The following is a 14,034-nucleotide window of genomic DNA, read 5'->3' on the forward strand; positions in this document are numbered from 1 at the left end:
CGACCACGCAAAACGCTGGACTGGAAGAACCCAGCCCAGCGTCTGCGTGATCTACTAATCACTGACTAAACAACCAGGTGTTGCGAGGACCCCTGGAACCTGCCATCTGGTGGCGCGGCGTCGTCGTACCCGCGGAGCGGTGTGTGCTCGGGTCTCAGCCCTCGCGCACGATGCGCAGGACGGTGTCCCGCACGGTCTCCATGGTGGCGGCGTCTGGGGCCTCGACGTTCAGGCGCAGGAACGGCTCCGTGTTGGAGGGGCGCAGGTTGAACCACCAGCCCTGCTCGGGGTGGGTGAACGTGGTGCCGTCCATGTCCTCGACCGTGACGGCCGGGTCCTCGGCGGCGAAGTGCGCGCGCACGCGGTCCACCGCGGCGGCCTTGTCCTCGATCTCCGAGTTGATCTCCCCGGAGGCCGTGTACGGGTCGTAGCGGTCCATGAGCTCGCTCAGGGGCGCGTCCTGCTCGCCCAGGGCGGCGAGGACGTGCATGGCCGCGAGCATCCCGGTGTCCGCGTTGAAGAAGTCCTTGAAGTAGTAGTGGGCGGAGTGCTCCCCGCCGAACACGGCGTGCTCGGAGGCCATGACGGCCTTGATGAACGAGTGCCCCACGCGGGTGCGCACGGCCCGACCGCCGTTGGCCTCGATCAGCTCCGGGACGGCCTTGGAGGTGATGAGGTTGTGGATCACCACGGGGTGCTCCTCACCCCCGGCCTGGGCGCGGGCGATCTCGCGCTCGGCCACGATGGCCGCCACGGCGGACGGCGAGACCGGATCCCCGTTCTGGTCCACCACGAAGCAGCGGTCTGCGTCCCCGTCGAATGCGAGTCCGATGTCCGCCCCGTGCTCGCGGACCGCGTTCTGCAGGTCCACCAGGTTGGCGGGCTCAAGGGGGTTGGCCGGGTGGTTGGGGAACGTGCCGTCCAGCTCGAAGTACAGGGGCTCGATCTCCAGGGGCAGCGCCGGGAGCAAGGTGTCGCCGAGCACTGCGGGGGTGGTCAGGCCGGCCATCCCGTTGCCGGCGTCCACCACGACCTTCAGCGGACGGATGCCGCTGAGGTCCACGAGGGATCGCAGGTAGCGGGCGTAGTCGCCGAGCACGTCCCGCTCGGACGCGGTGCCCTGGTGCTCCGCGGCGGGGATCTCGCCGGAGTCCAGGTAGCCCTGGGCGGTGTCACGGATTTCGTACAGCCCGGTGTCCGAGGACACGGGAACGGCACCGGCCTTGGCCATCTTGATGCCGTTGTACGCGGCGGGGTTGTGGCTCGCGGTGAACGTGGCACCGGCGCAGTCCAGCGTGCCGCAGGCGAAGTACAGCTCGTCCGTGGAGATGCTGCCGATCACGGTCACGTTCGCACCGCGGCGCGTGGCGCCCTCGGCAAACGCCGCCACGAACTCCGGGGAGGAGGGGCGCATGTCCCCGCCGACCACCACGCCCGAGCCCGCGAGGCCCAGGACGTCCACGAACGCCGCACCGGTGGCACGCACACTCTCGGCGGTGATGCTCTCACCCACGATGCCGCGGACGTCGTAGGCCTTGAATGATGATGAAAGATCTGTGGTCACCGTTCGGATTCTACGGGAGGCGCCCCCACGCGCTCCTCAGGCGGGGCGTCCCCACTTGCGTCCCTGTGCCGCGCACCGCACGGTTTTTCCCCGGGCGCTGTGGTTACATGTGCGACATGGCCGAGTTCCTGAGGATGAGCAACCCGATCCAGCACTACGCCTGGGGGTCCTGCTCGGTGCTCGCGACCATGCAGGGTCGCCCCGCACCCACCGCGGACCCGGAGGCCGAGATGTGGATGGGGGCCCACCCGAGCGCGCCGTCCCACGTGGAGGTGCAGGGCGCTCGCCGCGGGTTGCACGAGGTGCTCCCGCACCTGCCGTTCCTGCTCAAGATCCTCGCCATCGCCGCGCCCCTGTCCATCCAGGTCCACCCCTCCACCGAGCAGGCGCAGGAGGGCTTCGCGCGCGAGAACGCGGCCGGGGTCCCGCTCGACGCGCCCCACCGCAACTACAAGGACGACCGGGCCAAGCCCGAGACCGTGGTGGCACTGTCCGAGATGTGGCTGCTCGTGGGCCAGCAGGACCGCGCCCGCCTCGCGCGGCTGGCCGAGCACCTCGACCTGGCCTGGCTCGAGCTCGCGGTGCAGACGCCGTGCCCCGTGCAGCACGTCCTCGAACTGCCGGACGACGACGCCGCAGCGGCCGTCCGCGCGAGCGTCGCCGCGGCCTCACGGACCTCAGAGCCCGACAAGGCGGAGTCCGCCGCTGCGGGGCAGTCCGGCCCCGGTTCACAGTCTGAGGCCTCCGCGACGTCTGGGCCGTCGGTGCACTCCGCCCCGTCCACCGGCCCGGAGGCGGAGAGCACAGGCGCCGCACCCCGTGCCCTCTCTCCGGAGATGGACCCGGTGCAGCGCGCCGTCGCCCTGATCCGGCTGCTGGCCCACCACTACCCGGGAGACCGGGGGCTGCTGGTGGCGCTGTGCATGAATGTGGTGCACCTTGCCCCGGGGCAGGCGCTGTTCACCCCGGCCCAGCAGGTGCACGCCTACCTCAGCGGCACGGCCGTGGAGATCATGGGATGCTCCGACAACGTGCTGCGCGCGGGGCTTACCCCCAAGCACGTTGACGTGGCAGAGCTGCTGCGCGTGATGTCCAGGACATCCGAGCCCGTGGCAGTGATGGAGCCGCGCGCGGAGCCCGGCGGCACCGTGAGCTACCCCCTGTGGGATCCTGCGGTCTCGCTCGTCTCTGCGCGCGTGTCCCCCGGGAACCCCGTGCGCCGGGAGCTCGCGGGAACCTGCATGGTGCTGGTGACGGAGGGTGAGGTCACCGTGGTCCCGGGGAACGTGCGGGCCTCCGCCGGGCAGTCCCTGATCTGTCTGGAGGGACCGGGCACCGCCACGATCGAGGGCGAGGGACAGGTCTTCCTGGTGGAGGCGGTGGCCGTCAGCGGCCAGTGAGCCTCCCGCCCGATCTCACCCCTAGGGCTGTCGCGACGATCCGGTCGGACGCGTTAAATGACAAGGCCACTTATTCTCGACCTCGTCATGGGAGGACGCATGGACCGGCGGATCGAACGGACCCGCACCGCGGTGGTCGAAGCCGCCGTGGCGCTGGCTGCGCGCGGCGCCCCGGCCGTGGGCATGACCGAGATCGCCACTGCCGCCGGTGTCAGCCGCAAGGCCGTCTACGAGAACTTCGGCTCCCGGGACGAGGTGCTGCGCAGTGCCACCGAGTGGCTGCTGCGCGACGCCGTGCCGTCCGTGGAGCCCGCCGGCACCCGTGAAACCACCGTGTGGGTGGCCGTCCTCGCACCGGTCGTGGCGCACATGACAAGCCACCGCGACTACTACCGCAACGTCCTCTCGGGTCCGGCGGGCACGGCGGCCCGTGACGCCGTGGTGGACCACGCCGTGGCCGGGCTGCGCGCCGAACGAGCCCGGCGCAACGAGTCTGGGGCGGACGGTGTCGGGAGGGTGGTGGGCGGCGTCGGCACCGTTGCACGGGACGGGGCGGTGGCTGCCGTGCAGTGCCGGCGGGACCGCTTCGCCGTGCACGGTCTCGTGGGCTTGGTCGCGGATGCGCTGCTGCAGCGCTCCGACGCCGATCTGGGGGGTCTGTTCCGCGAGCTCACGGAGGGTCTGTCCACCCTCGCGCCCGGCGGGTGAGGTCGAGTCCGGCGCAGGCGGAGGCGGCCCGTCCCCTGGGCTCCACCTGGGCCTCACTGAGGAGCAGCGTCCGGGGAAAGCACGGGGTGCCGGAATATCCACCCGCCCGTGATTGCTGTACTGGTCCCGGGGACGCAGCCGTTTCCCGCGGCATCGTTGCGACAGGAAGGACCAGCAATGTCTGAGATCACGATCATCGGCGGCCACGGCAAGGTGGCGCTGCAGCTGAGCCGTCTGCTCTCGACCCAGGGGGACACAGTGCGCTCCGTCATCCGCAAGGAGGAGCAGAGCGAGGACGTGGAGAACACGGGTGCCACACCCGTGGTCGCTGACGTCCAGAGCCTGGACGTGGCAGCGCTGACCGAGCTGCTCTCCGGCCAGGACGCCGTCGTGTGGTCCGCGGGTGCCGGCGGCGGGTCCCCCGAGCGCACCTACGCTGTGGACCGCGATGCCGCGATCCGCAGCATGGACGCCGCCGAGGCGGCCGGCGTGAAGCACTACGTGATGGTGTCCTACATGGGCGCGGGCCAGGACCACGGGGTGCCCGAGGACAACGACTTCTACGCCTACGCCCAGTCCAAGGCGGACGCGGACGACCACCTGCGCGCCAGCTCCCTGAACTGGACCATCCTGGGCCCGGGCATGCTCACGGACGACGACCCCTCGGGATCGATCGCCCTGGGCCGCGCCGGGGAGGACGAGAACCGGGACACCTCCCGCGGCAACGTGGCCCTCGTGGCAGCCCGGACACTCACGGACCCCAAGGGCACCACCGGTGCGTTCATCGAGTTCGCGGACGGGGAAACCCCGATCGCCGAGGCGATCGACGGTCTCGCCTGATCCCCTGAGCGAGCGGTCAGCCAAGCGGCCCGGCCCGTGCCCGTGCCCGTCACCGTGACGTGCACGGGCCGGGCCGTCTTCTAGGCTGGGAGCATGGAGATGCCCTCGATCCACCAGAACCCCGCGTCCGGGCGCCCTTCCGAACCCCTCGACCTCAACGAGACCATCGGGCTCAGCGCAGTGGTGCACGGCACCGTCCAGGGCGTTGGCTTCCGCCACTGGTGCTGGCAGCAGGCCCAGGAGCTCGGTCTCGTGGGCTCCGCGACGAACAACGACGACGGCACGGTGACCGTCGTCGCCGAGGGGCCCCGGTGGGCCGCCGGGGAGTTCCTGCAGGCGCTGATCTCCCGGGACACCCCGGGCGCCGTGATCACGGTGGACGAGCACTTCGGCCCCGCAACCCACTCCTACACCGAGTTCAGCACGCACTGACGGGCAGTCTCCCCTTCACCCGCCGTTGGCCCGGGTGAGCTGCCGTGGACGTGGCCGCGCGCCGTCGTGCCGGGGCCACGGCCGGAAGGGGAGCCCCATGACGGCAGCGAAAACCGGACAACAGAGGCAGCCGGTGCAGCGCCGACACCCGGCACAGCACAGGCACGCGCCGAACGGGCCGCCGCGTTCCTGTCGCGCGTGGTCGGGCTGCTCGGACCGACGCCGGAGGGACACGGAACCCGCACCATGGTCACGTTGCCCTGTGAGGTGGCCACGGACACCGGCCTCGTCCGTTGCCTGGTGGCCGCCGGAATGGACGTGGCACGGATCAACTGCGCGCACGACGGCCCGGCACGGTGTACGCGCATGGTCGAGCACCTGCGGGCAGCGGCCGCGGAGCAGGGACGGGACCTGCGCATTGCGATGGACCTCGCCGGGCCCAAAGTCCGTACAGGTCCGCTGCAGCCAGGTCCCCGCGTGGCCGGGATCAAGCCGCAGCGCAAGGCCACCGGTCACGTGCTGAGCCCGGTTCGGCTGTGGCTCGGCTCGTCCGCACCCGGGGACGACGGTGTCGCCTGCGTTCCTGTGGGCCCCGCACGGTGGCTCGCGCGGCACCGCCCGGGGGACCGCCTCCACCTGCGGGACGCCAGGGGCCCGCGAGCATTGGCCGCACCGTGCCCGAAGCCTTCCGCGACGCCCGGGTGGGGCACCGGGTGCTGCTCGACGACGGCAGGCTGGGCAGTGTCGCCACCGCCGTGGGCCCCGGGACGATGGACGTGGAGACCACCCGGGCGGCGCCCGGCGGCAGCAGACTCTCGGCGGAGAAGGGCATCGACTTCCTGGACACCGACCTCCTCATCCCCTCCTTGACGGCGCGGGACCGGGAGGACCTGCGCTTCGTGGCCCGTCATGCGGACATCGTGAACATGTCGTTCGTGCGCCGGGCACGGGACGTCGCAGACCTCCTGGCCGAACTGGAGGCGCTGGAGGCCCACGGCCTGGACGTGACCCCGAGGAACGAAACCGTGGGCGGTTTCGAGCAGCTGCCCATGATGCTGCTGGAGGCCAGGCACTGCTAGGACTGCGGGGTGATGACCGCGCGCGGGGACCTCGCGGTCGACACCGGATTTGAGCAGATGGCAGAGGTCCAGGAGGAGATCCTGTGGCTGTGCCAGGCCGTGCACGTGCCGATCGTGTGGGCCACCCAGGTGCTCGAAAGCCTGGCGAAGAACGGGATCCCCTCCCGTGCAGAGATCGCCGACGCCGCCCAGGGCCAGCGCACGGAGTGCGTGATGCTCAACAAGGGCACCTGCGTCGTCGAGGCCGTCCGGACGCTCTCCGTCGTGCTGGAGCGGGTGTGCGGGAACGCGTTTAAGAAGACGGACCTGCTGAGGGCGCCGCACGCGTGGGCCGATTTCGTGCGCTGAGCGAACCGCGCCCCGCGCAACGCTCAGGGCGCTGTGGAATAGTGGACGTGATGTTCTCGGCGGGATCCGCCGGGCAATGACTACCCGTGTCGAGGAGTGGACGTCGATGGGCCAGAATCCCCTGAACAAAGCATTTGACAAGGACGGAAAGCCCAAACCCGGGGTGAACAAGTTCCTGGACCATGCACTGCGCATCCAGCAGCCCTGGGTGGTCAAAATGCTCAAGCACGAGCGTCGGCAGCACCCGGACGCGACCCCCGAGGAGATCGCCCGACGCGCCCAGAAGATCTACGTCCGATCGGTGACCGTGGGCGGTGGGGCCGTGGGTGCGACCGCCGCCGTCCCCGGGATCGGAACCATCGCCTCCGTCGGGCTCTCCTCGGCGGCCGTGGCCGGGTACCTCGAGGCCACCGCACTCTACGCGCAGGCCGTCGCCGAGCTGCACGGCATCGAGCCCAGCGACGAGCAGCAGAACCGGACCATGATCATGGCGCTGATGCTCGGAGAGGACGGCAACGCTCTGATGGGCCAGCTGCTCGCCAACTCCTCCACGAGCAAGAACCTCACGGGCAAGTGGGGGCTGATGCTGGGCAAGTCGCCCGCCGACTCCAAGAAGTTCGACGTGGGCCGCACCATCCGCAGCATGTTTGTCAAGCGGTTCCTGGCCCGTCAGACCGGCGCAGTACTGGGCCGCGCCCTCCCCTTCGGCCTCGGCGCCGTGGTGGGTGGCGGTGCCAACCTCGCGATGGCCCGCCAGGTGGTCAAGGCCACCGACGAGGCCTTCGGGGGGTTCCCCGCCACGTTCCCGGCAAACCTGGAGGTGCAGGAGCGCGCCGAGAAGTTCAGGGACGGTGCCACGGCGTCCGATCAGCAGGCTCTGGACTCCGGGCCAACGGACCGCAAGAAGCGCAAGTAGTGCGGAGTTGAGCCTGTACGGCTGGCTCTGCGCGGCCTGCTGAACGTGCACGGTGCCCCGGGGCGGTCTCGACCTCCCGGGGCACCGTGCTGTCCGGGGCGGGGGTGTCTCCGTGGCTCGGTTCCTCCGGGGCCGCGAGCTGGGGACCGGGATCCGGCCCCGGGGCACCCGCTCGGGGCAACGGCGTCGTCGACCCGTTCGACACGGCACCCCGTGCGGCTCGTACGCTGGGACGCGTGGCACACGCACCTCTCCCGTCTTCCGCACCCCCGCTCCTGTACGCGCACCGCGGCTCCTCCGCCAGCTATCCCGAACTGACCCGGGCCGCCTTCGTCGAGGCGCTGGCGGACGGAGCGGACGGCGTGGAGTGCGACGTCCACCTCACGCGCGACGGGTACCTCGTCCTGCACCACGACGACCAGCTGGGGCGCACCTCGGACGGCAGCGGCGCGCTCGCCGAGCACACGCTCGAGCAGCTGCGGGCGCTGGACTACACGTCCTGGAAGGGAGTGGGGATCCCGGCCACCCACGGCCTCGCCCACGAGCAGCTGATGTCCCTGGATGAGCTGCTGGACCTCCTGCTCGCCGCCGGCCGACCAGTGGGGCTCGCCGTGGAGACGAAGCACCCCAGCCCCCGCGGGCAGGGTCTCGAGGAGGCGTTGCTCGTGCTCCTCGAACGCCGGGGCTGGGATCCAGACAGCGGCTGGCTCGGCAGCGTCCGTGTCTCGATCATGAGCTTCAACGCCGACGTAGTGCGTCACCTCCTGGAGAGGGTCGCACCGCAGAACGTGTGCCAGCTGCTGGACGAGGACTCCGGTGCGCAGGCGCGGGAGAACCTCGTGGCTGGGCCGCTCGTCGGGCCTGGAATCGCCTTCGTGCGGTCCCACCTCTCCGAGGTGGAGTAGTGGTTGCGCGACGGAGCGGTGCTGCGCGTGTGGACCGTCGACACCGTCGAGGACACGCGGGCGTGCCTGGGCCTGGGGGTCCAGCAGATCACCACGAACGTGCCGCGCACCATGAGGGCGCGGCTCACGGGGGATCAGTCGCCGAACTCGTCCACGAGCTCCTCTGCCAGGCCTGTGTAGCCGCCGGGGGTGAGCTCGCTCAGACGCCGAGCGGTCGCCTCGGAGAGGCCCAGTCCCGCGATGAACCCGCGCATGCGCGCTGCGTCCACGCGGTGTCCCCGGGTGAGCTCCTTGAGCCGCTCGTAGGGGTTGTCCATGCCCTCGCGACCCGCGATGGCCTCGGCGCGCATGGCGGTCTGAACAGCCTCGCCGAGCACCTCCCAGTTGCCGTCGAGGTCCGCGGCCAGGGTCTCCTCGGCCACGTCCAGGCGGTCCAGGCCCTTCACCACGTTGGAGATGGCCAGCAGGGAGTGGCCGAACGCCACCCCGATGTTGCGCTGGGAGGACGAGTCCGTGAGGTCACGCTGCCACCGTGAGGTCACGAGCGTGGCGGCGAGGGTGTCCAGCAGCGAGCACGAGATCTCGGCGTTGGCCTCGGCGTTCTCGAAGCGGATGGGGTTGACCTTGTGCGGCATGGTCGAGGAGCCGGTGGCGCCCTCCACCGGGATCTGCTGGAAGTAGCCGATCGAGATGTAGGACCACACGTCCGTGCACAGGTTGTGCAGGATCCTGTTGAACCGGGAGAGGTCCGCGTAGAGCTCGGCCTGCCAGTCGTGGGACTCGATCTGCGTGGTCAGCGGGTTCCACGTGAGCCCGAGGCCCCTGACGAAGGTCCGGGAGATCTGCGGCCAGTCGGTGTCCGGCGCGGCGGCGGTGTGGGCCGCAAAGGTTCCCGTGGCGCCGTTGATCTTCCCCAGGAACGTGGTGCCCTCGATGCGCCGCAACTGCCGCTCGAAGCGGTGGGCGAAGACGGCGAGCTCCTTGCCCAGGGTGGTGGGTGTGGCCGGCTGGCCGTGCGTGTGGGAGAGCATGGGAGTGGCCTTCGTCTCTCGGGCCATCTGCCAGACCGCCGCCACGAGACTGCGGGCGGCGGGCAGCCACGCCTGCTCGACGGCGTCCTTCACACCCAGTGCGTAGGAGAGGTTGTTGATGTCCTCGGAGGTGCACGCGAAGTGCACGAGCGGGGTCAGGTGCTCCAGGCCGAGCTCCGGCAGCCGGCGGCCGATGTAGTACTCCACGGCCTTCACATCGTGCACGGTCACGGCCTCGAGCTCGGCGAGCTCGGCCACGGAGGCGGCGTCGAAGGAAGTGACCAGAGCGCGCAGGCCTGCCTTCTGCTCCTCGCTCAGGGGCTCCAGGCCCGGCAGGGCGCGCTGCTCGCACAGGTGGATGAACCACTCGACCTCCACGTGCACCCGCTCGCGGTTCAGCGCCGCCTCCGAGAGGAAGTCCACCAGCACGGCGGTCTGCGGACGGTAGCGGCCGTCCAGCGGCCCCAGCGCGATGGCGGGTTCCTGCTGGCCCAGGGCCACTCGTCCGGACGGGAGGGTCTGCGCGGTGTTCGACATGGCCCTCATTCTTCCATGCCGGTTCCGCGCACGGCGGCGGCGATCGCCCTCCACAGCCACGTTCCACGGCCGCCGGGCTCCGTGCCCGTGCACACGCACCGGTCGCCGCCCAGGCCGTCCCGGCACGCTTCCTAGCCTGGGTCCTTGACGCCGTCCGGATCCGCGGCCGGTGCCGGAAAGGAACCGCTCATGACACCCCTCGCGAGCTCGGCGCCGCCCGGTGCGAGCCCCTGGACCCTCGCCGGTCTGGTCCACGAACGGCTCAGCAGTCTCGCCGCCCGGTACGAGGCCGCCGCGGAGCACCTCGACGCCCTCGCCGCCCGGCTCGCGGAACTTGCACGGGCGGACGGTTGGGCCGGTCCGGGTTCGCGTGCCTTCACGGCGTGGGTGCAGCGCCACGGTCAGGACACCCGGGGGAAGGCGGAGCAGTGCCGGGAAGTTGCCGATCTCGTGCGGCAGACGGCGAGCATGCTCGGGCAGCGGATCCAGGACGTGGAGTCGGTCCTGGATCTCGGCGGGCCCCTGACCGGTGCACTCACCGCGGTGCTCGGTCCCGTGGCTCTGGGCGCGGGACTGGGCTCGGGACTGGGCTCGGGAATGAACGTGGGAATGGGCGCTGGCCTCGGAGCGTCGACGTGAGCGCGCCTCAGCCCACCCGCGTGCCCGGGGAGGATGACACACGCCCGGGCACCTCGGCGGACACGGAAAGAGGCGCCGAGACGGGCACTGACACCAGCAATGAGTCCGGCGTCGGTACGGGCCATGAGCCGGGCACTGAAACCGGCGCTGCGGCCACCTCCGAACACCGCTCCACCCCGCTTCCCGCGCCGGACATGGCGGCGGGCGTGACCGAGGTGCACGGAACGGCCGAGGACCTCCAGGGCGTGCTCTTCGCCGAGGGCACGGGGCCACGTCCCGCGGCGGAGGGCTTCGAGGACGCCGACGCCGTGGCGGCGGCCGTGGAGGGGGCGGCCACGAGCATGGAGGTCTCCGGCGGGGTCGTCGGGACCGGAACCGACGGCGCGGGCGGTGTGCGGGTGGACACCACCGCGATCGCGGCGCTCGCCAGTGCCCTCTCCGGTGTTGCCACGGACCTGTGCTTCGCGCTCGCGGGCATGGCGCCCCTGGCCGCCGAACTGGAGCTGTGGTCGCTGAGCGGACAGCCCCAGGCAGTGCACGCCGCCGCGCTCGCGGGGCTGGTGGCGGTGGACCTGCTGGGCGTGGGCGAGGGCGTCGCCGCAACCGGGGGCAGGCTGCTGCTCGCCCAGCTGCGGTACGCGGCCCTGGAGGACGTCCTCACCGGGGCGTTCTCGCGTGCCGCGCTGGATACGCCGCTGGGTGCCGTGGGCAGCTCCGTGGTGCGCGAGGTGTGCCGCACCGCGGAGGACGTGGACGTCGCACTCGCCCGGGCGGGCATCGGCTCACCCGAGGAGTTCGGCCGCAAGGTCGAGTTCACAGCATTCGGAGTCGTCGTGCGGGGCGGTGGCCCCCGCGGTACGGATGCCCTGATCCGGGGAATCGGGCTGGACGACATCGCGGACGCCGCGTTGCGCGTCCCCCTCGGCGGGACAGGATCAGGGGTGGCGGACGACGCCCCGGACGGCACCGCCCCGGGCCCCCACCCACCCGCAACGGGAGCGGCGGACACTGGCGCCGCGGGCACGGAAGCCGGCCGGGCGACGTCGTCGGGCGGCCTGACACTGGGCCAGTACCTTCGGTTCCGGGCCGTCGAGATGCTGAGTGGGTACGGTCGCCCCGAAGGTGGTGCCCACCACGCAGCGGGCGGGGCAGTGGAAGGAACGGCAGGCGGGGCGGCGGGCGCGGGGGAGAAGGACGTCCTCGCGGCCGTCGGTGGGATCCTGGCGCCGGTGGTGGCCGCCTTGATGCTGGATGCCCCGGGCATCCCGCGCTGGTACACCGCGTGGCGCACGGGGCGGCGGCTGCGCCCCGCAGAGGTCGCGGAGCGCGCGGTCACGGACAACCTACGGCCCTGGCTCACCGCACAGGCGCTGAAGCCCGCCACCCGGGAGGTATTCACCGCGCTCACCCCGGCCAACGCGGCGGCGCACCGCATGACGGGCATGGACCGGCGGGCCCTGCCTGCCGGCATCGAGAACCCCGGGACGATCCCCACTACAGTCGCCGGAACGGCCGCAGCCCTCAAGGACGCGAAGAACATCGTCTCCGGCGCCGGTCCGGACGGGACGCCCGTGGAGAACAGCACCGTGATGGTGCAGAAGGCCGTCGACGAGCAGGGCCGCCGTACGTTCTCGGTGGTGCTCACGGGCACGGAGGAGTGGGTGGACAGCCCGGGCGTGCACGATCTCAAGGGGATTGCGGAGGGGATGACGGCCCGGGTGGACGCCCCGCTCACCGAGCTGCCGCAGGCTCAGCGGATGGCGGTGCAGGCCCTGCAGGACGCCGGGATCCAGGAGGGGGACGCCGTGGTGCTCTCCGGCCACAGCCTCGGCGGGATCGACGCCGCCGGGCTCGCCGCGAACACGCAGTTCCGGGAGCGCTACTACGTCGAAGCCGTGACCACATATGGCGCGCCGGTGGGGGACTTCGCGATCCCGGAGTCCACGTCCGTGATGGCGGTGGAGCACGTGGACGACGTCGTGCCCGCACTGGACGGGGTGGCGAACCCGGACTCGGGGCACCGCGCCACAGTGCGGCTCAGCACTGCCTACCCCTTGGCGCTGACCGGGGAGGCCGGATTCACCGGCGTGGGGGCGCACGACATGAACCTCTACGCCGTGGGGTCCCAGGGGATCTCGCAGTCCCACCACCCGGCGGTCGCCGCCCACGAGCAGCGGCTCGCGGACGTGGTCCCCCACGGGCCGGGCACGCGCACCGAGACCTACGTCTACGAGGGCTGGGAGGAGCACTGAGCACACCGGTTCCCGGCAGGGGCGGGCGCTAGCATGACAGCTATGGAACATTCCACGTCCGCCCAGGTACCGTCGGATCTCCCGCGGGACACCACGTGCATCACCCCGCGCGCGGCACTCGGCAGACTCCCCGCGTACGCGGCCGGCAAGCCGGCCAGCGAGGTGCCGGGGCTCGTGGCCTACAAGCTCGCGTCCAACGAGAACCCCTTCGGCGCCGTGCCCGCCGTGCGTGAGGCGCTCGCCTCGTTCGCGGACGTCAACCGCTACCCGGACCCCACCGCCACAGCGCTGAGGGAGGCGCTGGCCGAGCACCTGGACGTCCCGGCGGAGGACGTGGTGGCCGGAGCGGGCAGCCTCGGTGCCCTGAACCAGCTCCTCGCGGCGTTCGCCGGCACGGGGGAGGATGGTCAGCCGGATGAGGTCGTCTACGCGTGGCGCTCGTTCGAGGCCTACCCCATCTCGGTCGGGCTCGCCGGGGCCGCCAGCGTGCAGGTCCCCAACCTGCCGGACGGCTCTCACGACCTCGACGCCATGGCCGCCGCCGTGACCGAGCGGACCCGCGTGATCCTGCTGTGCACGCCCAACAACCCCACAGGCCCCAGCCTGCGCGACGAGGCCGTGCGGGAATTCCTGGCTAAGGTGCCCCCGCACGTGGTGGTGGTGGTCGACGAGGCCTACACCGAGTTCCAGCGCCTGGTCGGTCTCGCCAACGGGATCGACCTCTACCGTGAGCATCCCAACGTCGTGTCCCTGCGCACCTTCTCCAAGGCCCACGGGCTGGCCGGGCTGCGCGTGGGCTACACCGTGGCCCAGCAGAACGTCACGCGCCACCTGCGTCAGAGCGCGCCCGCGTTCTCCGTCACCGAGGTGGCGCAGCTGGCCGCTGTGGCGTCGTTGAAGAGCATCGAGCAGGTGGATGAGCGCGTCGAGCAGCTCGTGGCCGAGCGGGAAAGGGTGCTGCGCGGGCTCACGGAGCTGGGATGGCAGTACCCTGAGACGCAGGCGAACTTCGTGTGGCTGCCGCTCGGGGAGCACAGCGAGCAGTTCTCACGGGCGTGCGACGAGAAAGCCCTGTCCGTGCGCAGGTTCGGCGCGGAGGGGGTGCGGGTGAGTTTCGGGGAGCCGGAGGCCAACACACGGTTCCTGGAACTGTGCGCCTCGTTCCCGCACCTCAGCACCATGCCAGCCCCGCAGCAGACGGCGGACTGCTGAGGGCTGCGGCCCGCGAGGACCCCATGACCACGAAGACGCCGAGACCGTGACGAGCACCGAGTGCCCCCGGACCACCACGGGCGCCGGGACGGACGCGCACCGCGGCCACCCGCAGCCGTGGCCGGAACGGAAGGGCCGGGCGTGACGACAGCAGAAGGATCGAGACCCCAG

At 71.4% G+C, this 14,034-nt stretch carries 11 protein-coding genes and 2 pseudogenes; 11 read left to right on the forward strand and 2 right to left on the reverse strand.

From position 1 onward, the window contains the following. Positions 1-154 precede the first annotated feature (154 nt). Entirely contained in the window at positions 155-1,564 is a 1,410-nt protein-coding gene (locus tag ABD264_RS06235; RefSeq protein WP_344204993.1) for a phosphomannomutase/phosphoglucomutase, read from the reverse strand. Between the two features lie 116 nt (positions 1,565-1,680). Between ABD264_RS06235 and ABD264_RS06240 the strand changes: the two genes are divergently transcribed. From ABD264_RS06240 to ABD264_RS06275, 8 genes and pseudogenes are all read left to right on the forward strand, one after another. Beyond that, positions 1,681-2,964, forward strand: coding sequence for a type I phosphomannose isomerase catalytic subunit (locus tag ABD264_RS06240; RefSeq protein ID WP_145010199.1), 1,284 nt, complete (start codon positions 1,681-1,683; stop codon positions 2,962-2,964). Between the two features lie 87 nt (positions 2,965-3,051). Next, positions 3,052-3,672 (forward strand): TetR/AcrR family transcriptional regulator, encoded by a 621-nt coding sequence (locus ABD264_RS06245; RefSeq protein ID WP_344204995.1) that lies wholly within the window; start codon positions 3,052-3,054, stop codon positions 3,670-3,672. 177 nt (positions 3,673-3,849) lie between these two features. Next, positions 3,850-4,512, forward strand: coding sequence for an SDR family oxidoreductase (locus tag ABD264_RS06250; protein WP_144941091.1), 663 nt, complete (start codon positions 3,850-3,852; stop codon positions 4,510-4,512). A 93-nt stretch (positions 4,513-4,605) separates the two neighbouring features. Continuing rightward, complete coding sequence (locus ABD264_RS06255) at positions 4,606-4,944, forward strand: acylphosphatase (protein ID WP_144941089.1); 339 nt, start codon at positions 4,606-4,608, stop codon at positions 4,942-4,944. Positions 4,945-5,256: 312 nt separating this feature from the next. Continuing rightward, positions 5,257-5,373: pseudogene (locus tag ABD264_RS06260) on the forward strand (hypothetical protein); the annotation flags it as partial. 284 nt (positions 5,374-5,657) lie between these two features. Further along, positions 5,658-6,371 (forward strand): annotated as a pseudogene (locus ABD264_RS06265) (pyruvate kinase). Positions 6,372-6,447: 76 nt separating this feature from the next. After that, positions 6,448-7,287, forward strand: a complete 840-nt coding sequence (locus ABD264_RS06270; protein ID WP_290500035.1) for a di- and tripeptidase — start codon at positions 6,448-6,450, stop codon at positions 7,285-7,287. Positions 7,288-7,523: 236 nt separating this feature from the next. Continuing rightward, positions 7,524-8,192 carry a glycerophosphodiester phosphodiesterase gene (locus ABD264_RS06275; RefSeq protein ID WP_344205000.1) on the forward strand — a complete coding sequence of 223 codons (669 nt, stop codon included), beginning with the start codon at positions 7,524-7,526 and terminating at the stop codon, positions 8,190-8,192. A 134-nt stretch (positions 8,193-8,326) separates the two neighbouring features. On the opposite strand, the gene purB is transcribed toward ABD264_RS06275, so the two are convergent. Further along, positions 8,327-9,760, reverse strand: a complete 1,434-nt coding sequence (purB, locus tag ABD264_RS06280) for an adenylosuccinate lyase (RefSeq protein WP_425554294.1) — start codon at positions 9,758-9,760, stop codon at positions 8,327-8,329. A gap of 189 nt (positions 9,761-9,949) precedes the next feature. Between purB and ABD264_RS06285 the strand changes: the two genes are divergently transcribed. From ABD264_RS06285 to ABD264_RS06295, 3 genes are all read left to right on the forward strand, one after another. Continuing rightward, the gene (locus ABD264_RS06285; protein WP_144941078.1) at positions 9,950-10,399 is read left to right on the forward strand and encodes a WXG100-like domain-containing protein; all 450 of its coding nucleotides are present in this window, start codon (positions 9,950-9,952) and stop codon (positions 10,397-10,399) included. A gap of 206 nt (positions 10,400-10,605) precedes the next feature. Further along, the gene (locus tag ABD264_RS06290) at positions 10,606-12,651 is read left to right on the forward strand and encodes an alpha/beta hydrolase family protein (protein ID WP_144941076.1); all 2,046 of its coding nucleotides are present in this window, start codon (positions 10,606-10,608) and stop codon (positions 12,649-12,651) included. Positions 12,652-12,693: 42 nt separating this feature from the next. Next, positions 12,694-13,863, forward strand: coding sequence for a histidinol-phosphate transaminase (locus ABD264_RS06295; protein WP_303104595.1), 1,170 nt, complete (start codon positions 12,694-12,696; stop codon positions 13,861-13,863). Positions 13,864-14,034 lie beyond the last annotated feature (171 nt).

Source organism: Kocuria salsicia, from assembly GCF_039532055.1.
In the GTDB taxonomy this organism is placed as follows: Bacteria; Actinomycetota; Actinomycetes; order Actinomycetales; family Micrococcaceae; genus Kocuria; species Kocuria salsicia.